A 21,232-nucleotide genomic window follows, 5' to 3' on the forward strand; every position below is an offset into this window, starting at 1 on the left:
TCAGCCGGTACAGCAGCCGCTGCTTGAGGTGCGCAGCCTGAGCAAGAGTTTCGCCGGCGTCCGGGCGCTGCGCGGCGTCGATCTGGACGTCCTGCCCGGTGAAGTGCACTGCGTCCTGGGCCAGAACGGCGCCGGGAAATCCACCCTGATCAAGGCCCTGTCCGGGGTGTACGTACCGGACGGCGGGGAGATCCGCTGGAACGGGGAACCGGTGGAACTGGCCCGGCCGGCCGACGCCCTGGCACTGGGCATTGCCACCATGTACCAGGAACTAGATGTGGTGGACGGACTGAGCGTCACCGAGAACATCTTCCTGGGCCACGAAGACGCCCGCGGGGGAGTGCTCCGCGTGCGGGACGCGCGCCGTCGGACCCGGGAGCTGCTGGCGCGGCTGGGACACGAGGACCTGTCACCGTCCGCGGAAGTGGGCAGCCTGTCCGCCGCCGGGAAGCAGATTGTCAGCCTGGCCCGGGCCCTGTCCCGCAACGCCCGGTTGATCATCATGGACGAGCCCAGCGCCATCCTGGACTCCGGCGAGGTGGCGAACCTGTTCCGGGTGATCCGGGAACTCACCGGCCAGGGCATCGCTGTTGTCTATATCTCGCACCGGCTGGAGGAAATCCGGCAGATCGGCAACCGGATCTCGGTGATCAAGGACGGCTACAGCACCGCATCCTCCCTCCCGGTGGCCGAGACGTCCCGCGCCGACCTGGTCCGGCTGATGACCGGCCGGGACGTCGCCAACGTGTTCCCGCCGCGGAGGCCGCCGTCGTCGGACGCCCCGGTGGCGCTGCAGGTGGAGGGACTCGGGCTGGCGGGTTCGTTTCACGACGTGAGCTTCACGGTCCGGGCCGGGGAAATCTTCGGCCTGGCCGGGCTGGTGGGATCCGGCCGTTCGGAGATTCTGGAGACCGTTTACGGTGCCCGGCGCGCGACGTCGGGCACCGTCACTGTGGAGGGCAGGACGCTGCGGCCCGGGTCGGTGCGGGTGGCGGTGAACGCCGGGCTCGGCCTGTCCCCGGAGGAACGCAAGAGCCAGGGGCTGCTGCTCGAGGAGCCCATCTACCGCAATGTCACCCTGTCCACCTTTGCCCGGTTCGCCCGGCATGGCTGGCTGAACGAACGCGCTGAGAAGAAGGCGGCACGCGAGCAGGCCGACGCCCTGCAGCTGAGTCCGCCCGACCCGGACCGGGCCGCCCGCACCCTCTCCGGCGGCAATCAGCAGAAGGTGCTGCTGGCCCGGTGGCTGATCCACGGCACCCGGGTGCTGCTGCTGGACGAGCCGACCCGCGGCGTCGACGTCGGCGCCAAGACCGAGATTTACGCCCTGATCCGCAGCCTCGCGGCCCAAGGCGTGGCGATTGTGGTGGTGTCCAGCGAGATCGAGGAAGTGATCGGCCTGGCGGACCGGATCCTGGTGCTCGACGCCGGACGCGTCCTCGCCACCGGCAACGCAGACGAAATGGACGAGCACGCCGTGCTTGACCTGGTGCTGAAAGGAAGTGCGCAGTGAGCGAATCAACGACGGCGGCGCTGCAGCCGCCTCCCAGCGGCGGCACGGCTGCGGAGCCTCGCAGCAATCCGCTGGGAAAGTTCCTGGGCGGCTCCGCGGGCCGCAACATCGGCCTGATCATTGCCCTGGCGCTGCTGTTCATTGTCGGGGCGGTCACCAGCGGCGAGCGCTTCCTGAACCTGGACAACATGCTGACGATCCTGCGGTACGCGTCGATCTTCGGGGTGATCGCCATCGGGGCAACCTTTGTGATTACCGCCGGCGGCATCGACCTCTCGGTCGGTTCGGTGATGGGCCTGACCACGGTGCTGGCCACCCTCACCTCGGTGCAGCTGGCCGCCACGAACAGCAGCTGGCTGCTGATGGTGGTGGTGGCGCTCGCGGTCGGCGTGGGGACGGGGCTGATCAACGGGGTGATCATCGCGTACGGGAACGTGGTGGCGTTTATTGCCACCCTCGCGATGCTGGTGGCCGCGCGCGGCGTGGCGGAACTGATCTCCGGCCGCAGCACGCAGATTGTCATCAACCGGGATTTCCTCTCCGTGATGCGCTCGAACTTCCTGGGCATCCCGCTGCTGATCTGGATCTTCCTGCTGGTGGCCGTCGCGGGCTGGTTCCTGCTCAACCGCACCACCTTCGGGCGCCGGACCGTGGCGATCGGCGGGAACCTGGAGGCCGCACGGCTGGCGGGCATCAAGGTGAAGCGGCACATTGTCCTGCTGTACGTCCTTTCCGGCCTCACCGCCGGCATCGCGGGGATCATGATGATGGGCCGCACCACCGCCGGCACCTCCACCCACGGGCTGCTGTATGAGCTGGAAGTGATTGCCGCCGTCGTCGTCGGCGGAACCCTGCTGATCGGCGGGCGCGGCACCATTGTGGGCACCGTGCTGGGCGTGCTGCTGTTCAGCACACTCATCAACGTCTTCACACAGAACAACCTGGACACCTCGGTGCAGGCCGTGGCCCGCGGAGCGATCATTGTGGTGGCCGTGCTGCTGCAGCAGCGGTTCGCCGTGCGGGGGACCGGCCGAAGGAAGGGGGCGTTATGAGGGTGTCTGTTGGACCGTTCGCGTCGCCGGGCCGACGCCGTAGCGTCGATCACTATGCTTCAATTGCCCAGTGGTCGATATAAGGAATAACCCCACCGCTCCCGGGGCCAGCGAACTTTTCCAGCTCCTGCGGGACGGACAGCCCCGCACCCGCAGCGAGCTGGCCGATCTGGTGGGGGTGGCCCGCTCCACCATTGCGCTGCGGCTGGAGCTGCTGATGGACCTCGGGCTCGTGGCACCCATTGAAGACGCGGTCTCTACCGGCGGGCGGCCGTCCTCCCGGTTCGCACTGCAGACCGGGGCGCGTGTGGTCCTGGGGGTCGACGTCGGCGCCAGCCACCTGCGCGTGGGCCTCACGGACCTGGCCGGCACGGCCTTGGCCGACGCCTCCCGCGACCTGTTGGTCAGTGACGGTCCGGGTGCCGTGCTGGACACCGTGGTGGAGCTTGGGAATGCGCTGCTGGCCGAGACCGGCCGGTCCAGTGCAGAGCTGCTTGCCGTCGGCGTCGGGCTGCCCGGACCTGTGGAACACCGCTCCGGCCGGCCGATCAATCCGCCCATCATGCCTGGCTGGCACGGCTTCGACGTCCCCGGCTACCTGCAGGAGTCCTTCCACGTCCCGGTGCTGGTGGATAACGACGTCAACGTGATGTCGATGGGGGAGCGCGAGGCCGCGTGGCCCGACGTCGAGAACCTCGTCTTCGTGAAGGTCGCCACCGGCATCGGCGCCGGGATCATCTGCAACGGCGCCCTGCTGCGCGGCGCCGACGGGGTCGCCGGGGACATCGGCCACATCCGCGTGCCGTCCGGGGAGGACCTGCTCTGCCGGTGCGGGAACCGCGGCTGCCTGGAGGCGCTGGCTTCCGGGCCGGCGGTGGCTTCCCGGTTGCAGTCCCTGGGACTGGCTGCTGAGGACGGGCGCGACGTCGTCGCCCTGGTCCATTCCGGCAACCACGAGGCGGTGCATGCGGTGCGGCAGGCCGGCCGCGAGGTGGGCGAGGTGCTCTCCGCCTGCCTGAGCATGTTGAACCCCGAGGTGATCGTGTTCGGCGGCTCGATGGCGCTGACCGGCGAGCACTTCATTGCCGGGGTGCGCGAAGTGGTCTATTCGCGCACCATGCCGCTGGCCACCCAGCACCTGCGGATTGTGCAGTCCGCGTCCGGGCTCGACGCCGGGATGCTCGGTGCGTCCCAGCTTGCCATCCAGCATGCGCTGTCTGCGGAGAGTGTGGAGCGGATGCTTGCGGGGCGGGTGGGGGTTTAGCTTTCCGGCCCGTCCAAGACCTGCACCGGCGTCGACCGGAACAGGTCGGCGACCTTCCGGACCTCCGGCGACGCCGCAGCGTTCCATGCCGCCCACGTCTCGACCTGCAGTAAATGCCCGGCCGCATCCCGTGCCGTCAGCGGCACCCACTTCCACCCGGGAAAGTTGAGCCCTGCGGACGCCTCGGTGGTGAGCGCCGCATCGGCGTCGGCCAGGTCAGCAATCAGCAGGCTGTGGTGGCTGAACCGCCGGAAGACCCAGTGCGTACGCACGCCTGCGGCCTCGGCGGCGCTGCGCAGCTTGACCTCCTGGATGCGGATTTCCCCGGCAGCGTGTGCCATGACCGTGAGGCCGTCCAAATCAAAGAGGCCCAGGACATCCCGGGTGCTGAGCGGCGACGTCGGCCGGACGGCTGCCCCCAGCGGCTGGGTGAGCAGGTGCTGCCCGTTGATGCCTTCCGCGGGTTCCGTGTGCAGGAGGGCCAGGTCGATCTGGCCGGCCCGCAGCAAGCGGCTTTGCTCATCGCTGCTGGCCTCATAGAGCGAAAAGCGCACCGCCAACCCTGCGGACTCCACCGTCTGGACGGCAGCGCGGAACCAGTCATGCGGCAATCCCGGAGGCGCGCCGAGCCGGATCAATGAGCGGCTGCCCGCGGCCAACCGGACCAGCTCCGGGGTGCGGTCCACCTGAGCCAGGATGGTGTCCGCGTGGGTTTTGATGACGTGTCCCAGGGTAGTCAGCGTCACGCCGCGCGGGTTCCGCTGCAGCAGGGCACCCCCGAGTTCCTTCTCGAGCTCGGCGAGTTGCCGGCTCAGCGCCGGCTGCGTCATATGCAGTTCAACGGCGGCGCCGCTGATGCTGCCGGTCTCCGCCGTGCGGACGAAGTACTTCAACTGCCGGATTTCCATGTTCGTGCCCCCTGCGACCTGAGATACCTAAAAGGCATACCGACAGGCACTTTTAGGCATTTGATTTATGCATACAAGTGGACCATGGTTCTTATGTGCTTGGTGTGACTCAGCTCACTCCGTGATTCACCTGCAATCTAAGGATTTTGATGATTTCCCTTTCCACCACCGCAACCTACGACGTCGTCGTTGTGGGTGGCGGCGCTGCCGGGGTGGCAGCAGCTGTCAGCGCTGCCCGTGCCGGAGCCAGCGTCTGCCTTATTGAGCAATACGGATTCCTCGGGGGAGCCGCAACCAACAGCTCGGTCCTGGCCTACTGCGGCTTCTTTGACCAGACCAGGGAACAGGTGGTGCGCGGCGTTGGGCAGGACTTCCTGGACGAGCTGGAACGCCAGGAACTCCTGCACTTCGAGACCTCGCCCGCCACGGGAAACACCATCGTGGTCCTCGATCTGGAAACCACTAAGTCGGTGCTGGACCAGCTGGTCCGCTCGGCCGGCGTCGACGTCCTGTTCCACAGCACCCTCGTAGCCGCGGATACCGACGCCGGCGGAATCAGCGCCGTGCAGGTGGTGCACCGCGGCGGCAACCTGCGTCTTTCCGGCACCGCGTTCGTGGACTGCAGCGGGGACGGCGCGCTGCTGCAGGCCGCCGGCGCCGAGTTCCAGCTTTCGCCGACCGAACGCCGCCAGGCCAGCACCCTGGTGATGCGGGTCGGCGGCGTCGGCGAAGACGCGGACCTGTCCACCGCGGCCATGGATGACGCCTTCGCCGCCTACGGCAAAACCACCGGGGAAATCCTCACCCGGAGCAACGGCACCTGCGTACGGATGCCCCGTTCACGCGAGCTGATGCTCCTGCTCGCGGACGAATACGTGGACGTCCTGGACGTGCACGAAATCTCCCGCGCCGAACAGGACGGCCGCGTCAAGGCCCGGCATTACCTCGAGGCGCTGAAGGCAGGCATGCGCGGCTGGTCCGGCGCGTACCTGGCCTCCACCGGTCCGCAGATCGGCATCCGGGAAGCCCGCCGGATGCAGGGCCGCGAAAGCGTAACCGCCGACGACGTCCTGACCGCCCGGCGTCGTCCGGCCGACGGAATTGCCCGGTGCGGCTGGCCGATGGAGGACCATGCGACCCCCGGCGCCACCACCTACAGCGGCATCAAGGACCGCAAGTGGTACGACATCCCTTACGGGGCCGTGACCAGTGCCAATATCACCAACCTCTGGGGCGCAGGCCGGCTCACCAGCAGTGACAGCCGCTCGTTTGCCTCGCTGCGGGTGATGGGCACCTCGTTCGCCACCGGGCATGCGGCCGGCCTGGCCGCATCACTCCATAGTTCCACCGGCAGTGTGGACGTTTCCAAGCTGCGCGGACTGCTTCAAGACCAGGGGGCCCTGCTGTGAGTATCAACCATCCGGACCCCAAACGGATCGCCGTCACCGGTGCCGCCGGCAGCCTTGCCCGGGACATCATTCCCCGGCTGGCCGATGCTGGCTACTCCATGGTCTGCGTGGACCGGACACCGCCGGCCGAATCCTTCGGACAGGACTGGGTGCTCACCGAGGTGGCCGACACCGGGACGCTCGTGAAGGCGTTCCGCGGATGCGGTGCCGTCATCCACCTGGCGGGGATTCCGTTGGAAGATGACTGGGACCGGATCCTGGCCGCGAATATCGACGGCACCCATTCCGTCCTGGAAGCCGCCCACATGGCCGGGGTGCCGCGGGTGATCCTTGCCAGCTCCATCCATGCCGCCGGGTTCACCCCGGTACCTCCGGCCGGGGACTTCATTCCGGACAACACCCCGGTGCGGCCGAACACTCTGTACGGCGTCTCGAAGGCGGCGGTGGAAGCGTTGGGCAGCTACTACTCCGATCGCTTCGGCATGGACGTAGTCTGCCTGCGCATCGCGTCGCGGTTCGACCGGCCGCGGGACGTTCGGATGTTGAGCACCTGGCTCTCGCCCGACGACGCCGCCCGCCTCTTTACGGCAGCCCTGACGGATTCAGTGAAAGGATTCCGGATTGTCTGGGGGGTTTCAGCCAACACGCGAAGCTATCTCTCGCCGGACGCCGGGGCCGCCCTCGGCTACGTTCCCAAGGATGATGCAGAACGTTACGCCGGAGACCTGACCGGTCCGGGGGCACCGGCTTCGGCCGCAGAGTCCGAGTGGGACCGTCAGTTCATCGGCGGCGTCTTCTGCTCGCCGCGTCCTCCCCGCCAGCCCAGCATGCATCCCTCCACCTGATGAGGAATTTCGAAATGACACAAGCTCCACCCGAGGTCCGCTACGCGTTCGAGGTCGACTCGGTCCATAAGGTCTTCACCGGATCGCAGAACGTGCACGCCCTTGATGACATCAACCTCAAGCTGAAAGAGGGCTCCTTCACCTGCATCGTCGGCCCGTCCGGCTGCGGGAAGTCCACCCTGCTCCGGATCCTGGGGGAACTGGAAACGGCTACCACCGGCACGGTCACCCGGAACGTTTCCGCGGAGAAGGTGCCGGCGTCGGCCTTTGTCTTCCAGGAACACGGGGTATTCCCGTGGTTCAACGTCCTGCAGAACGTGGCCTTCGGCGAGCACATGGCCGGTGTCGGCAAGCGGGAACGCCTCGAACACGCCCGGCACTGGATTGCGGAAGCCGGCCTCACCGGTTTCGAGGAAAGCTATCCGCACCAGCTCTCGGGCGGGATGCGGCAGCGCATCGCCATTGCCCGGGCCTTTGCCACCGGGTCCCCGGCACTGCTCATGGACGAGCCGCTCGGAGCCCTGGACGCGCAGACCCGCATGCTGATGCAGGAACAACTGGTCCGGCTGTGGGAACTGGAACGCAAGACCGTTGTCCTGGTGACGCACTCCATCGACGAGGCACTCCTGCTCGGCGACCAGATCGTGATGATGTCCGCCCGCCCGGGCCGCGTCAAGGAGATCATCGACGTGCCCTTCGGACGTCCCCGCAGCATGGAAATCGAGGGCACCAGCGAATTCGGCTCCATGAAGCAGGACATCTGGGATTCCCTCCGCGACGAGGTACAAGCATCTTTGAGGTTCTCCTAATGACTAACACCGCAACTGCCCCCAAGACCACGGACTCCTCCGAGCTCGACGGTGCCATCCGCCGTGAGTATCGGCAGGTTATCCGGCTGCGCTACCGCGACATCCTGCTGTCCACCCTGACCCCGGTGCTGCTCCTGGCTCTCTGGGAGGTGGCCGCCCGGAACGGTGCCCTGGACGCCCGGCTCTTCACCCCGCCGAGCCTCATCGCCGAGCAGGCATGGAAGATGACCCTGAGCGGCGAGCTGTGGCAGCACACCTCGGCCACCATGGGCCGACTGCTGCTGGGCTTCGTGCTGGGCGCCCTCACCGGCATCCTGGCCGGCCTGCTGATGGGAGTCTGGCGGCCGGTGCGCGCCGCGTTGGGGCCGACCTTCACTGCCCTATATGCCCTGCCGAAAATCGCCATTGTTCCGCTGCTGCTGCTGATCTTCGGGCTGACGGAGACACCCAAGGTGCTTTCCGTTGCCATTTCCGTGTTCTTCGTAATGCAGATCAACACCCTGGCCGGCATTGTCCAGATCGACAGCCGGGTGCTGGAAGCGGCCCGGGCCTACAAGGCCAGCGGACTGAAGCTTTTCCGCTACGTACTGCTTCCCGGCGCAACTCCGGCGATCATGACGGGCCTGCGCGTGGCCGCGGGAATGTCCGTTATCGTGATCACCGCCGTCGAGTTTGTCGCCTCCAACAACGGACTGGGCTATCTCATCTGGAACTCCTGGCAGCTGTTCCAGCCCAGCAAAATGTACGTCGGCCTCATTGTGGTGTCCCTGGTGGGCGCAGCGGTGACGGCGCTCATCATCCTTCTTGAACGGGCTGCCCTGCCCTGGAAATACTCATCCGGATCAAAGAAGAAAGATCAAAAATGAAAAAACACCTCAAGGTCCTGGCAGCAACGGTGCTGGCCGGACTTGCCCTCTCCGCCTGCGGCGCGGACTCGGGCTCCTCTTCCTCCGAAGAGGGGACAACGGAAACCGCAACGGTGAAGGTCGGAATTGTCCAGCTGCCGATTTTCGCGCCGATTTACGTTGCTGAAGCGAAGGGCTACTTCGACGAAGCGGGCCTGGACGTCCAGCTCGAAACCGTGAAGTCCGGCCAGGACGCGGTGCCGCTGGCGTCCAGCGGAAAGCTCGACGTCGTTGCCGCCGGCTTCTCCGCCGGCATGTTCAGTGCCATTGCAACCGGCCTGGACATCAAGGTTGTGGCGTCCATGGGCGTCAGCGACGGCGACACCGAGAAGAGCCCGACTGACCTGGTGGTCTCCAAGGCCAAAGTTGATTCCGGTGATATCACCAGCATCGCTGACCTGAAGGGCAAGAAGATCGGTGCTGCCGGCGGTGCGGGCGGCACGGGTGCCTTCCTGCTCAGCCTGGCTCTCGAAGAAGAAGGCCTGACCATCAATGACGTCGAGATTGTGAACCTCGGCAACCCGGACATGCCGACGGCGCTGGCCAACGGCAGCCTGGACGCCGGCTTGATCTCGGCTCCATTCTCCACGCTGGCCATCGACGACGGCACCGGCGTTTCCATGGCTGTCCCGCCGGCCGGAACTTCCGGCACCGGCATGCTGTACGGCGGCCAGTTCGCCGACACCGAGAACGCACAGAAGTTCTTCGATGCTGTAGCCCGTGCTGCAAAGGACCTGCAGGGCGAGGACCGCTACTCGGACGAGAACCTGAAGATCATTGCCGACGCGACGGGACAGACGGTCGAGGAACTGAAATCCGTTCCGCTCTACACCTGGATGCCGAATCTGGAGCCGCTGCCCGAGCAGCTGGAGGGCATGGAAGCTGTCTGGATGGAATCCGGTGCCATTGAGTACGAGGAAGCCATCAAGCAGGACACCTATATCGATTCATCCTTCTCCGAGAAGACGTCGTAACTACATCCGTTTGGCATTCGCAGCGGCATCCCGGGAAACCGGGGTGCCGCTGTCGTGCGTGGCTGCCGCGTAAACTGAGGGTGCCTAACCTTTGAGCCGGACAACCGAGAGAAGCGCGCTTCATGATCACCACCCCCATTACGCCTTCGCTCGTTATTGGTGCGGCAGAACTGGAAACGACTCCCCGCGGTCTGCGGCCGCACCGGCTGCCGGCCTCGGTGCGTACCCGGTTCCCCGATCCGCAGCTGATGATGGCGGAAAGCCAGCCGTCCGGTGTCCGGCTGGCAATGTCGACGACGGCGGAGGTCCTGGCGGTTGTGGTGCACCCGTCCCGGGTGGTCTACCGGGGTGCGGACCGGCCGCGGGGTTCTGTGGATCTGATCGTGGACGGGAAGTTGCTCGAGAGCGACGAGCTCACCGGCGGCGACTACGTCGAGGTGGATATGTCGACCGGGGCTGCGACTCCGTTTGAGGGGCCGTCGCACACCAGCGTGTTCCGTCTGCCTGCGGGCTCCAAGGTGGTGGAGGTTTGGCTGCCGCACAATGAGGCGGTTGAGCTGGTCGAGATGCGCTCGGACGCTCCGGTGGCGCCGTATTCCTCGGGCAAACCCGTTTGGCTGCACCACGGAAGCTCCATCAGCCACGGTTCGAATGCCGCCACGCCGTCCTCTATCTGGCCTGTGGTTGCGGCCCAGTTGGGCGGGGTTGAACTGCAGAACCTTGGCCTTGGCGGGAGCGCTCTGGTGGACCCGTTCACGGCGCAGGTTCTGCGGGACACGCCTGCGGATCTGATCAGCGTGAAGCTGGGTATCAACGTGGTGAACATGGATTCCATGCGGCTGCGCGCCTTTGTGCCTGCGGTGCACGGCTTCCTAGACACGATCCGCGAGGGGCATCCGGAGACGCCGCTGGTGCTTATTTCGCCTATCTTCTGCGGTATCCATGAGGACACTCCGGGCCCCGGTGCTTTCGACCCGGCGTCGTTCGGTACGGACCAGGTTCGGTTTATCGCTACCGGTTCGCCGGAGGGGGTGGCTGCCGGGCAGCTGACGCTGCGGGTGATCCGCGAGGCGTTGTCGTCGTTGGTGGCACGCCGGGCGGAGGATCCGAACCTGCACTTCCTGGACGGCCTGACTCTTTACGGGGCAGAGGATGCTGAGGCGCACCCGTTGCCCGACGCGCTGCATCCGGACACGGCTACGCACCGGCTGATCGGGGAGCGGTTCGCGGAGTATGCGTTTGCGGCGGAGGGGCCGTTTGGGAAGGCGGCAGGAGTTGGGGTGCCGGCCTAGACGGATAAGGCGCTTACTTACATCCCGGGCTGCTATGTGAGCGCCTCACCCTCACCCGGCGCGAAAACTGCAGCTGCGTTCGGCAGCTGTTGCTTAGGGGTTGTGGCACGTCTTCTGCACCTCCGACTCCCCGAGAAGGACAAGGATTTCGTGCAGACTTTTCTGTCACATTGATATGGAGCGTATAGAGACCATCTTCCCTGGTGCCCGGCCACTATGAATTGCCGCTATTTCATGATGGGCGTCGTATTTTTGGATATTGCCCTCCTGTTATTCGGGGACGGGGACGGGGTGCGGGAAAGTCGAAGGCGGATAGTTTCAATTCGGCATCGTATCCACTGACACTTTCCAACATCGGGAAAGTGTCAGTGCTTCCCGGTACCTTGTTGTTCATCATTAGATGCAGGAATTTGAGGTTCCATGCACCCCTAACGGCTTCGACAGCGGGCCGCCCAGAAACTGGAGAGTTCTTTCATGGAATCAGCGTCCCCCTCCCCGCCGACGGACTGTACCGTCTGGATTCCCGCCGCTGAGTGGCCGCGGGTACAGACCGTGTTCGAAGCCATGAATAACGCGGAACCGGTCTGGCCCGGACTGCGGATTCCCGCGGAAACGTTGCCGGTTGAGGTTTTCGTGGACGAGAACGGCGACGCCGCGTACAGCTGTGAAAGCACCTCAATAGCCCACGACATTGTTGGGGAATCCACCGGATATGACATCTTTGGCGAACCGGGCTGGACCCTTGAAAAGTTCACGCTGTTCATGACGTCCCGGAAGCACATGTATAGCGAATCTGAGAACGGGAAATCACCCACCCTCGCCGCTCTGGCCGGTTACTGGCAGACCCCGTTCCTTGTCGACACGGCACAGAATGACTCCCACTTTGTGTACTTGGTAACCCCCGACGGAAATGTCACCATCGTCGAGTATGACGGCGGGCAGGACGGGATGCTTTCCCTTCGGGAAACATTCTTCGTCCGGGGTCTCGAAGCCGCGCTGGCGCTGCCGGGGGTTACCCTGCGCAAAGCCGGTCCCCGGCCACTGCCGGGCGTGGACTCGTTTGCCGCCAACCGCCAGGGCCTGCTCCATGACTGGGTTACTGCCCATGATCTCGGGCGGATGTCCGCCCCTCAGGGCGCGGAACTGTGCGCCAATGACCTGTTGTTCCCGCACCGCGACGAGATCAACACGCACCGACCGGTGGTCGCCTACGTGCGCAGTGCGCAGCACCTGTACGAACTGCTGTATCCGGTAACCCAGGAGCTGGGCCCGTTGGAGCTTCTGTGCGCCGTGGACGGAGTGCTGCAGCGCTACGTCGATCCGGAGACGGGCGCGGAGCAGGGACTGGGAGCCCTGGCCACCGACTGGGCGGATTGGATCCTTGAAGATTCGGTTCCGGAAGGACACCGGAGACCCAAGCAGCCCTGGGAGGGTAACAGCCTCGACGCCCGGCTGTACCGGCTGGAACATCACATCGTGGACTACGACGACCAGGAAACCGGCACCTCCCAGTTCGTTACCGCCCTGGAGCTGGAGACCTGGCTGAAGAGCGCCTTGGGCCGGCACAACCTCCCCATCAGTGTCGACGTTCTGAATGACGCGGCGCTGCTGCTCAAGGCGGGGACCATGCCCGTGTTCCAGCAACACACCTACGAGCGGTCTGAAGGTCCGGAGCTGAAGGTCCGGAAATCAAAGCAGTTCTTCTCCCCGTGGGCCGGATTCCGGACCTGGGAGCACCCGGATACCGGGCGCCATCTGTTTCAGCCGTATCTGAATACGGTGATGGACGGGGAAAAGGTGGAGTCCTTCCACGCGGTGAGCTGCCTGGACTTCGATGAGCTGGAACCGTACCTGCTGCCGAGCGGAGCCACGGTGGACATGCAGTCCTGGTTCGTGCTGAGCGTGCGTGATACCAGGACCTGCATCCTCTTTCCCGCCGCTGGCACCATGCTCAAGGTCAGCACTGACAACGACGGCGCTGCCGCCCGGATCACGGCGCGCGAATACCAGGGCCGACGCCGGGAACTGGATCGGGAACGTGCCTTCCACACCCGGTGGGCGGACTGGTTGGACGCCGACCATCAGCTGACCCACCAGGAAATCCTGGCGGGCATGGACACCCTGGACCGGATGATCAAGGAGAACAGTAAATGATTAGCACCAAGGACGACACCACCTCCGGTACCGGGACCGTCGCGGACTTCGGCTCCGTCCGCTGCCTGTGGGACGACTCGGTCTGCGTGGATCCGCCCACGCATTTCGTGGCCCTCGAGCTGGCCGAAGGGCCGGACGCCGAAGTCTTCTGCGTTCGGCATTATGTCCTCACCCTGGCCCGGATGTGCCAGTTGCACCTGCCGGATTGCGAGGGAGACTTTGCTGGCCATGTGGCCAGCCACGGGGAGCTCTAGGGGGCAGGCGGTACCCGACGTACCCCACCGCGAGCCTCCGGACCGGAGGCTCGCGGAACGGCTGTCCGCGGCGACTTCGGATAACGCTTCCGGATTCCGGCAAACCACAGCAGGAATCCCACAGGCAAGATCACCCCGAGGACGTACCCACACGGCGTGGCCGGCTCCACCAAGATCGCCGCCGAGCCCAGCGCCAGGCCGCCGGCTCCGATGAGGGTTGAGTATTCCCTGACCTGACGTTCGTTGACGTCTTTGCGTTCTTCCTCTTCCAGCGCCACACGGTTCCCCAGGTGGCTGGTCCAGTCGTTGTAATCCGTTGCGAGGCGGGCGAAAGCTTCCCGATCTCCCAGGCTCTGCTGCAGCTTTTGCAGGTATTCCGTCCACTCCGGCTGGTTCGGAACATTGTCGAACCAGATGCAGTTTCTGAAGAAGAAATAGCTGTCGCCGAAGTCGCGCAGGGCTTTCAAGGATGTTTTCAGGTCCGGCTTGTCGATTTCCATGCTGCGGGCCTGCGCAGCGAGTTCATCCGTAAAGTATTCCAGGCATGCATGTTGCCAATAGCTCAGGAGGGCAAGTTCCACAAAGGGGTTCGTACCCGACCTCAGAACCTTAAGTTGGTCCCACGATGCATTCGGAACATCATCGGCAAAAACCACTGATGTCCCGAAAGGCTCAACCCGAACCTCATACGCGCCCGTCCGCTCCAGGAAGCCTGCGTCGGCATACGCCTTGGAGTCGGGCGGAAGGCGCCGGCTATGGCGGTTGTGGGTTGCCAGAAAATAGGACCATTTCTGTGTGGGCGTGTCGCCCCAGTTTTCATAGCTGCGCAGACTCTGGAGGGCCGGCGGAACCCCGGGGCCGCTCTGGACTGCCATGGTCACAGTGGAAATATAGAGCCGTGATGAGACGGCGAGTTCATCGGCTCCCTTTGGCGGGCGCAGTCTGCCGTCGCCTTGAAAAACCAATGCGGGTAGTCCGACCTCGCAGAGAACGGACTTCAAAGCTCCGGGAGGGCCGGTTTTCGGTCCCTCCTTTGACTGCACCAGGAAACGTTCAAGGTCCGTTCCGGCCTTAACATCAAGTCCGACGATAAGGAAGCGGCTGGTCCTACTCCCGATGCTGAACGTAATACGTTCAGCATCCCAGTCGGCGACACCGGGAATGCCGGTTCTCGTCCCGGTCCATTTCTCGCGGATGGCCAACGACCCGTCCTCGAATCCCAACGCTCTCGCCATTGGTTTCCCCAACAGATTCTGGGAATACTGGCTGGCTGCGCCCTTCATTTCAGCCTCGAGGGTCTTCGAGAGGAGGCCTTTTCCGCCGGGCCTCGGTGATTTAATCTCATTTCCGATTGGTGCCCAGCTGCTCGTCGTCGGAGTATCGCCCGGCAGCGCCGGCTCCGGAACCCCGGGCATTTCGGGTAGGGGAACGATGTAGGTGACCCGGACAGTCTTCCAGCTGAACTCCGGTGTTTGGGCCTCGACCAGGGAATCCCGGTCAGTATCGCCGGCGGCTTGCGCGTTAATCATGATTCTTCTGTTCCCCCAGTTAGTGTTCTTTGCAAAACCTCTGCTCCGCCGGCACGGCAGAAAATCAGGACCAGCTCGCTGACCTGCTCCCCGGTAATCCGCTCGATCATCAGGGCATAGGTGCCCAGCTGCCGCCAGTACGCGGCGAGCTGCTCGGCGCCAACGCTGACGTCGGTCTTGAAGTCGGCGATGACCAGACTCCCGTTGTCCTCCCGGTACATCAGGTCGATGATGCCTTCCAGGGTCTGGTCTCCGTGGGGAGCCACCATCGGCAGCTCCAGCCAGTGCTCCCGGTCGGCGGCGCGACGCACCGGCACAGTTTCCAGTGCTGCCCGTGCGTAGGCCTCCAGATCGGCAGGGATGCGCAGCCCGGCAGCAGCGGCCACCCCGGACGCCAGCCCGGACAGCGACGGCGAGAGTTCCAGATCGGTCAGTTCCAGCAGCCGGTGCAGGGCGGTGCCGAACACCGGCCCGTGCTCCACCGGAATCCCGTCAAACCCGGGCAGCGACTCTTCTGCTCCGTCAACCGGCTGGAAGGACGAGGTGGCCTCCGGCGCCGGGACGCCGCCGTCGGCCGCGGGATCCGTGGACCCGGCGCCGTCGCCCTTGGCCAGCGCGGTGGCCGACGTCCGCGACGAACGGGCCGACTGCTCCACCCACTTAGCCCGGTCCTCTTCCCACTTCTCGAACGCGGGCACGGGCGCCGGTGTCACCGGAGCCTTGTCCAGCGGAGGAAGCTGGTGCGGAAGCTCCAGATCCGGCGCCGGCTGATACTTCTTTCCCGGGTCGGCAGGCTCCGCCTGGGCTTTCTTCTCCATGTCGGCAAGCTGGCCGCTCATGCTTGATCCGGACCCGCTGTAGTGCGAGACCACCAGGTGGCTCATGGCACGGGTGCAGGCCACGTACAGCAGGCGGAGGCGTTCGGCGTCGCTGAACTGTGTTTCCAGCTGCTTGGCGGCGGCAAACCCGGAGGTTTCCACGTCCTTGAGGAAACGCACCAGGGTGTTCCCGGCGCCGTCCCACAGGACAGGGTCGGACACGGGCCGCGGCGCGGACCCTGCCCCGGCCAGGATCACCATGGGAAACTCCAGGCCCTTGGACGCATGGATGGTCATGATCCGAACGGCGTGCAGATCCGTTTCGGGCACCACGGCTTCCTTGACCCGGGCGTTGTCCCCCTGCTGGGAGGCAGCCCAGTTCAGGTAGTCCCGCAGCCCGCCGTGGGTGGCCTCCGACCAGGCGCGGGCCTGGTCGATGACGAACCGGATCCGGCGCCACACATCCCGGTACCTCGGCGTATCGGTGGCCGCTTCCAGCACCCGCTGTTCCCCGGCCAGCTGTTCCAGCAGTTCGGCCGGCGAGCGGACCGGCAGCTTGCCGTGCAGTTCCCGGAGGCAGGCCAGCGCCTTGTCGACGGCTGAGTCCTTCTGCCCCTGGGGTGCGGGGGCGTAGAGATTCCAGTGGCCCCCGGCCTGCTTCCAGCGGAACAGGTCATCATCGCCGCAGGCAAAAAGCGCGGAGCGCAGGGTGAGCACGAGGGCCGCCTGGTCAGCGGTGTTGCTCAGGGCCCGCAGTGCCAGCAGCAGGTCGGTGACCTCCTGCGTGGCATACACCAGGGAGGAGGCCTCGGCCCGGTATTCGATGCCCGCCGCGTCCAGGGCATCCTCGATGTAGGGCAGCGCGGTCTTGGCGGGCAGCAGGATACAGACGTCGCTCAGCTGCAGGTCCTCCCCGGCGTATTTTTCCTTGTTTCCGCCCTGATGCCGCCAGGCAGCGGTGCCGGCGCTGCCGGTCGCTACCCGGATGGCGGCGGCGACGTCGCGGGCCTCCATCTCGCCGCGTTCGGCAGCGGACAGTTTCCCGCTGCCGCTGCCGCGGCCGATGACGGCGACGGCGGGGCCGCCGTCGTTGGTCCACTCCGGCCGGTCTGGGTCCGGCGCCAGTTCGGCATACTCCGGCTGCACGGTCCCGTTGCCCTGGATGAGCCGGCCGAAGGCGGCGTTGACCCACTCCAGCACCGCGGTGGTGGATCGGAAGTTGATCTCCAGGGTGGCAATGGCGGAGCCGGTGTCCGCGGCCGCGCGGTTGCGGGCGGAGAGGAACGTGGCAATGTCGGCCCGCCGGAAGCGGTAGATGGACTGCTTCGGGTCGCCCACCATGAACAGGCGCCCCGGCGGAACCGGCAGCTCGGCCCAGCCCTCGGGCCCGCAGCCGGTGCTTGCGGCGAGCCGGACGGCGATTTCGGCCTGCACCGGGTCGGTGTCCTGGAACTCGTCGAGCATCAGGTGCGTGTAGCGCTGCTGCAGCGGTCGGCGGGCCGGCGCGTCGTCGTCGTCCGCGCCGACCAGGAGATCCCGCGCATGGACGAGGAGGTCGTGGTATTCCAGTTCGCCGCTGCGCTGCCGGGTCCGGGCGGCGTCGAGCAGGATCTGGGCCATGATGGCGCTGACCGTGGCGACGGCGGGGGAAACCATCTCCGTGATGGTCTGGTTCCGCTGGGCGACCAGGTTCTTGAACTGCTCCCGGACGCTGTCGATGTGTCCGCCCCAGTTGGGTTTGCGACCCCCCGAATACCCGTTTTTGGGCAAGCTGTTCAGCACATCGATGATGCTGCCCAGGTCTTCGGAGCCGTGCACTTCCTGCAGTCGGGTCCGCCACGCCTCCACAACAGGGAAACGCTCCAGCAGCGGATCCGCCGGGTCCGTGCACTTTGACTTGTTTTCCAGGACCAGTTCCGAGGCGCGCAGCAGGGGTCCGACGTCGATGGCGGGGACACGCTGGCGCTCCGGCGGGCGGGTGCGCAGCCGGTCCCAGTTCTCGTCCAGTGTCTCGGCCACATTGCGCAGCTGGTCCAGCGTGACGCCGACGGCGAGCAGCACCTGCAGCGCCTTGTCCGCGGCGGGATCCGTGAACAGGGCCTGCTGAACCTCTTCCCAGCGCCGCTCGAAGGCGATTTGGGCGCGCAGCTCGTCCACCACGGTAATCAGCGGAGGTACGCCGGCTTCGATCGGATATTCGCCGATCAGCCGGGCGGCGAACGCGTGGATGGTGCCGATCGGGGCGGAATCCAGCCGGTTCAGGGCCTCATCCCGCAGCCCGGCAGCCGCCTCTGACACGCAAAGGCAGCGGTCTGCCAGGGCCTTCCGGAGCCGTTCCCGCAGCTCGCTGGCGGCCTTTTCCGTGAAGGTGATGGCGGCGATGCTGCCGATGTCGATGCCGCTGTCCACCAGGGCGGCGATGCGGCCCACCAGGGCGTGGGTCTTGCCGCTGCCGGCACCTGCGTCCACGAACACGGTGGTGTCCAGGTCGGCGGCGATCTGGTCCCGCGCCGCCTGGTCCTTCTTCGTGTTCTGTTCCGGCGGGGAGCATTGCGGGCAGCTCATTTTTCCTCCTGGAAGAACCGCGAATAATCGCTGAGGGCGGGGTCGGCCTGCAGCCGCTCCCAGGTGTGCCGGACGCCGGCGGCGCCCATCATGGTGGTGTGGTTGATGCCGCGGTCCGATTCGGGTCGGGGCGGGAAAACCCCTGCCCGAAGTGCTGCCATGATCAGTCCCGCGTCCGCGCGGAGGGTGGCAACGACGTCGTCGGTCACTGCGTACCCCACGCTCCGGTAGTCGCCGCGGGCCGTGATGAACCGGTATTCGGCGCGGACCTCCGCAGTGTTGTCCTGCCGGTACCGGCGGGCGAAGAGTCCGTAGACCGGCAGCTGGAAGCGGGTGCCTCCGGCGGTGGGATCGCTTTCCTTCAGGGACTTGTATTTGTCCGGTTTGCCGGTCTTGTAATCGATCACCAGCACCTGGCCGTCGCTGTGCCGGTCCACCCGGTCCACCTTGCCGCGGAAACGCACGGTGCTGCCGTCCGGCAGGTCCAGCTCCACGGGGTGTTCTTCCTCCGGTACGCCGAATTCCGCCTCCACGCCGATGTGCGTCCAGCCGGTCTGGCGGGCGGCGTCGTCGGCGTCGTGGACCTGAGCCAGGTCCGCACGCATCCGGGACTTGTCCCGGTCCCAGGTGTGTTTCAGCCAGGCCGGATTCGCAGTGTCCTCGAACGCCTTTTCGGCGATCTCCAGCAGCCGACGGGCGTCCGGGTGCGAGCCTGAGGTCAGTTCCAGGACGTAGTCTTCCAGCACCTGGTGCATCAGGTTGCCGCGCTGCATGTGGCTGATCTGGACTTCCAGGGTGACGTCCTCGAACAGCTCGGCCTTCAGTATCCGGCGCAGGAAATACCCCAGCGGGCTGATCACCCAGTCCTCCAGGTTGGTGGGGGAGATGGGCACGTCCGGATCGATGATGGAACCGGCGACGGCGGCCAGGTTGCCGTTGAAGCGGGAGAAGGTTCCGGTGCGGCGGTGGTCGCGGACCTCCAGGGCTGCGGCCAGGACCGGATCCACGGCGTCGGAGTCCGGACCTTCGGTCAGCAGTCGGCGGACCCGCCATTCCTGGGGCGTGGCGGCGAGGCCGCTGGGATCGCCGTGGGTGAGGCCGTGGGCGAAGGACTGCAGGTCCCGGATCTCGGCGTCGCCGAGCCAGCGGGAGGGGGAGAGCCCGCCGCCGGCCCGCAGGCTGCCGCGCGGATAGAGGACGGTGCGGCGGGTGCCGGTGGCCAGCAGCCGCTGGAACTGGTCCTTTGCCGCCGCGGCGCGGGCATGAACGGTGGGCAGCGGGACGGCCAGCAGGGGGATGGCGGCGTCCGGCAGCAGCGGGTTTTCCCGGATGCGGGCCGGGGCCAGCCCGTCCGCTGCGCCGACAATGAAGACCGTGTCCAGGTCCCGGCCCACGCCGTCGGCGTAGGAGCCCAGGACCACGCCGGTGCCGCTGCTGCCGGCCCATAAGCGGCCGGAGTCAATGCCGCGGCTGACGGCGGCGCGGATGGCGGCTGCCGAGGGTGCAGGGGCGATGCCCTCCAGCAGGTCCAGTTCGCGCAGGAGGTCGGTGACGCGTTTACGGGCCTCGAGCGGCTCCAGCTCAGGGGAGCCCTGGCGCGGGGCGAAGAATTCGTCCACGAAGTCGGTGAGGTCCGCTGCAGCGGCGGTCCAGCTGCCGGCGTTGAAGAGCCGGGCGAGGCGTTCGCCGAGGATGGCGACGAACTCGGTGAAGCGGGCGTAGTTTTGCCGCCGCTGCTGTTCGAAGGCCGGGAGGATCTCCTCGGCGTCGTCCTCCTCCGCATCCTCGGGGGGATGGGCGTGCAGGCGTTCGCAGACAGCGCTGCTGGGCAGCTCTCCGTCCCGCCAGTGGAGCGCACCCTGGGAGAGGGTGTCGAGGATGATCCGGACGTCGGGGGCGGCAGGGTCCAGGCTCAGCAGGTTTACGAGGCCGCGTGCGAGGGCGGAATCCGACAGCCCGCGGGCGCCGGGGCCCACGAACTCGATCCCGGCCTCGGTCAGGCGCCGGGCCAGCAGGGTCCGGTAGGGGTCCGCGGCGGAGTAGAACACTCCGATGCGGTGCCCGGGTTCTCCTTCGGCCAGCCGATCGATGATCAGGCGGACGACGGCGCGCGCCTCGTCGTCGGCGTCGGAGGCACTGAGGACCGTGTCGCCGCGGGTGAGGTCAGAGGCGGCGGTGAGGTGGGTGATGCCGGGCTGTGATTCCAGCGCGGTGCGGAAGGCGCTGGCGGAGGGATCCTGTTCGGGGGCGAGCTGGAAGCCGATGATGCTGCCCAGCCTCCGGGCGGCCTGCGGTGTGCCGAGGGAGTTTGTTGCTGCGGTGTACCGCTCGTGGTCCGTGTACCAGCGGGCGCCCAGGGCTGCGGTGGCGCTTCGGTGGACGCGGGCCACTTCGCGGACCAGCCGGGGCAAGTTGTTTAGGTTCTCGGGGCAGGCTGCATCCAGTACCGAGGAGGTGCTGGCGATGGCGCGGGCGGTGGCGGGCTGGTCGGCCACCTGCTCGAACAACCCGGGCACCTGGGCGAGGATGGCCGTGATGGCACCTTCACGGACCACGGCCGGCAGGGGAGCGCGGCCGGTGAGCTGTCCGCCTGCCGCCGCGAGTTCGTCCGCGAGGTCGGGGAGGGTTACGGTGCGGACGGCGGCGCTGCCGCGGCCGTTGTTGAGGGTCCTGCCGAGGTAATGCTTGATGTCCAGGGCGGAGGAGTGGGACGGGGCGATCACCGTGACCGGGTGGAGGGGACGGCCCTGCTGCGCCTCGCTGATTGCTGCGGCCAGCGCCTTGAGTGCTTCCGGCGTGCTGGTAAACGCCTTCGTCCGGGTGCCGGCACCTAGTGTTGCGTAAGCACCGGCTGTTTCTTTACTCAATGATTCCCCCTGTTATTCAGTCCACTAAATCTAGCAGTCAGTAGCAATAAGCTTTGGACGCTCGGCGCGTTGTT

15 protein-coding genes are annotated in these 21,232 nt (G+C 66.2%); 11 read left to right on the top strand and 4 right to left on the bottom strand.

Translation table 11 applies throughout. The annotated features are described in order from the left end of the window. Positions 1-37: 37 nt before the first annotated feature. From N2L00_RS03105 to N2L00_RS03115, 3 genes are all read left to right on the top strand, one after another. Positions 38-1,513 (top strand): sugar ABC transporter ATP-binding protein, encoded by a 1,476-nt coding sequence (locus N2L00_RS03105; protein ID WP_255863869.1) that lies wholly within the window; start codon positions 38-40, stop codon positions 1,511-1,513. Next, positions 1,510-2,565 (top strand): ABC transporter permease, encoded by a 1,056-nt coding sequence (locus N2L00_RS03110; protein ID WP_374676624.1) that lies wholly within the window; start codon positions 1,510-1,512, stop codon positions 2,563-2,565. Before N2L00_RS03105 ends, N2L00_RS03110 begins: the two co-directional genes overlap by 4 nt. A 79-nt stretch (positions 2,566-2,644) precedes the next feature. Next, positions 2,645-3,829 carry an ROK family transcriptional regulator gene (locus N2L00_RS03115; RefSeq protein WP_255863871.1) on the top strand — a complete coding sequence of 395 codons (1,185 nt, stop codon included), beginning with the start codon at positions 2,645-2,647 and terminating at the stop codon, positions 3,827-3,829. Here N2L00_RS03115 and N2L00_RS03120 read toward each other — a convergent pair. Continuing rightward, positions 3,826-4,737 (bottom strand): LysR family transcriptional regulator, encoded by a 912-nt coding sequence (locus N2L00_RS03120; protein WP_255863819.1) that lies wholly within the window; start codon positions 4,735-4,737, stop codon positions 3,826-3,828. The genes N2L00_RS03115 and N2L00_RS03120 overlap by 4 nt on opposite strands. Positions 4,738-4,886: 149 nt before the next feature. Here N2L00_RS03120 and N2L00_RS03125 point away from each other — a divergent pair, with 149 nt between their 5' ends. From N2L00_RS03125 to N2L00_RS03160, 8 genes are all read left to right on the top strand, one after another. Continuing rightward, positions 4,887-6,146, top strand: a complete 1,260-nt coding sequence (locus tag N2L00_RS03125) for an FAD-dependent oxidoreductase (protein WP_255863820.1) — start codon at positions 4,887-4,889, stop codon at positions 6,144-6,146. Continuing rightward, entirely contained in the window at positions 6,143-6,991 is an 849-nt protein-coding gene (locus tag N2L00_RS03130) for an NAD(P)-dependent oxidoreductase (RefSeq protein WP_255863821.1), read from the top strand. Before N2L00_RS03125 ends, N2L00_RS03130 begins: the two co-directional genes overlap by 4 nt. A 14-nt stretch (positions 6,992-7,005) precedes the next feature. Further along, positions 7,006-7,800, top strand: coding sequence for an ABC transporter ATP-binding protein (locus N2L00_RS03135; RefSeq protein ID WP_227923191.1), 795 nt, complete (start codon positions 7,006-7,008; stop codon positions 7,798-7,800). Next, on the top strand, positions 7,800-8,666 hold the full coding sequence (locus tag N2L00_RS03140; RefSeq protein ID WP_255863822.1) for an ABC transporter permease: 867 nt from the start codon (positions 7,800-7,802) through the stop codon (positions 8,664-8,666). Before N2L00_RS03135 ends, N2L00_RS03140 begins: the two co-directional genes overlap by 1 nt. After that, positions 8,663-9,679, top strand: a complete 1,017-nt coding sequence (locus N2L00_RS03145; RefSeq protein WP_255863823.1) for an ABC transporter substrate-binding protein — start codon at positions 8,663-8,665, stop codon at positions 9,677-9,679. The genes N2L00_RS03140 and N2L00_RS03145 overlap by 4 nt, the downstream gene beginning before the upstream one ends. A gap of 122 nt (positions 9,680-9,801) precedes the next feature. Continuing rightward, positions 9,802-10,971 carry a GDSL-type esterase/lipase family protein gene (locus N2L00_RS03150; RefSeq protein WP_255863824.1) on the top strand — a complete coding sequence of 390 codons (1,170 nt, stop codon included), beginning with the start codon at positions 9,802-9,804 and terminating at the stop codon, positions 10,969-10,971. 474 nt (positions 10,972-11,445) lie between these two features. Beyond that, positions 11,446-13,125, top strand: a complete 1,680-nt coding sequence (locus N2L00_RS03155; RefSeq protein ID WP_255766769.1) for a hypothetical protein — start codon at positions 11,446-11,448, stop codon at positions 13,123-13,125. Then, positions 13,122-13,379: a hypothetical protein gene (locus N2L00_RS03160; protein WP_255766770.1), complete on the top strand. Its 258-nt coding sequence runs from the start codon at positions 13,122-13,124 to the stop codon at positions 13,377-13,379. The genes N2L00_RS03155 and N2L00_RS03160 overlap by 4 nt, the downstream gene beginning before the upstream one ends. Here N2L00_RS03160 and N2L00_RS03165 read toward each other — a convergent pair. From N2L00_RS03165 to N2L00_RS03175, 3 genes are read right to left on the bottom strand one after another with little or no spacing between them, the layout of a single operon-like run. Further along, positions 13,376-14,908 (bottom strand): hypothetical protein, encoded by a 1,533-nt coding sequence (locus tag N2L00_RS03165; RefSeq protein WP_255863825.1) that lies wholly within the window; start codon positions 14,906-14,908, stop codon positions 13,376-13,378. The two genes, N2L00_RS03160 and N2L00_RS03165, sit on opposite strands and share 4 nt — an antisense overlap. Further along, a complete protein-coding gene (locus N2L00_RS03170; protein ID WP_255863826.1) occupies positions 14,905-18,291 on the bottom strand; it encodes an exodeoxyribonuclease V subunit beta in 3,387 nt (1,128 codons plus the stop codon). Before N2L00_RS03170 ends, N2L00_RS03165 begins: the two co-directional genes overlap by 4 nt. After that, positions 18,288-21,158 carry a PD-(D/E)XK nuclease family protein gene (locus N2L00_RS03175; protein WP_255863827.1) on the bottom strand — a complete coding sequence of 957 codons (2,871 nt, stop codon included), beginning with the start codon at positions 21,156-21,158 and terminating at the stop codon, positions 18,288-18,290. The genes N2L00_RS03170 and N2L00_RS03175 overlap by 4 nt, the downstream gene beginning before the upstream one ends. Positions 21,159-21,232: the final 74 nt, after the last annotated feature.

This window comes from Arthrobacter sp. zg-Y1171 (assembly GCF_025244845.1).
GTDB lineage: Bacteria > Actinomycetota > Actinomycetes > Actinomycetales > Micrococcaceae > Arthrobacter_B.

What these genes read in the sequence shown, in the direction of transcription:
- N2L00_RS03120 (WP_255863819.1), bottom strand. Translation starts at nt 4,737, where the DNA reads ATGGAAATCCGGCAGTTGAAGTACTTCGTCCGCACGGCGGAGACCGGC.
- N2L00_RS03125 (WP_255863820.1), top strand. Translation starts at nt 4,887, where the DNA reads ATGATTTCCCTTTCCACCACCGCAACCTACGACGTCGTCGTTGTGGGT.
- N2L00_RS03135 (WP_227923191.1), top strand. Translation starts at nt 7,006, where the DNA reads ATGACACAAGCTCCACCCGAGGTCCGCTACGCGTTCGAGGTCGACTCG.
- N2L00_RS03140 (WP_255863822.1), top strand. Translation starts at nt 7,800, where the DNA reads ATGACTAACACCGCAACTGCCCCCAAGACCACGGACTCCTCCGAGCTC.
- N2L00_RS03145 (WP_255863823.1), top strand. Translation starts at nt 8,663, where the DNA reads ATGAAAAAACACCTCAAGGTCCTGGCAGCAACGGTGCTGGCCGGACTT.
- N2L00_RS03150 (WP_255863824.1), top strand. Translation starts at nt 9,802, where the DNA reads ATGATCACCACCCCCATTACGCCTTCGCTCGTTATTGGTGCGGCAGAA.
- N2L00_RS03155 (WP_255766769.1), top strand. Translation starts at nt 11,446, where the DNA reads ATGGAATCAGCGTCCCCCTCCCCGCCGACGGACTGTACCGTCTGGATT.
- N2L00_RS03160 (WP_255766770.1), top strand. Translation starts at nt 13,122, where the DNA reads ATGATTAGCACCAAGGACGACACCACCTCCGGTACCGGGACCGTCGCG.
- N2L00_RS03165 (WP_255863825.1), bottom strand. Translation starts at nt 14,908, where the DNA reads ATGATTAACGCGCAAGCCGCCGGCGATACTGACCGGGATTCCCTGGTC.
- N2L00_RS03170 (WP_255863826.1), bottom strand. Translation starts at nt 18,291, where the DNA reads ATGAGCTGCCCGCAATGCTCCCCGCCGGAACAGAACACGAAGAAGGAC.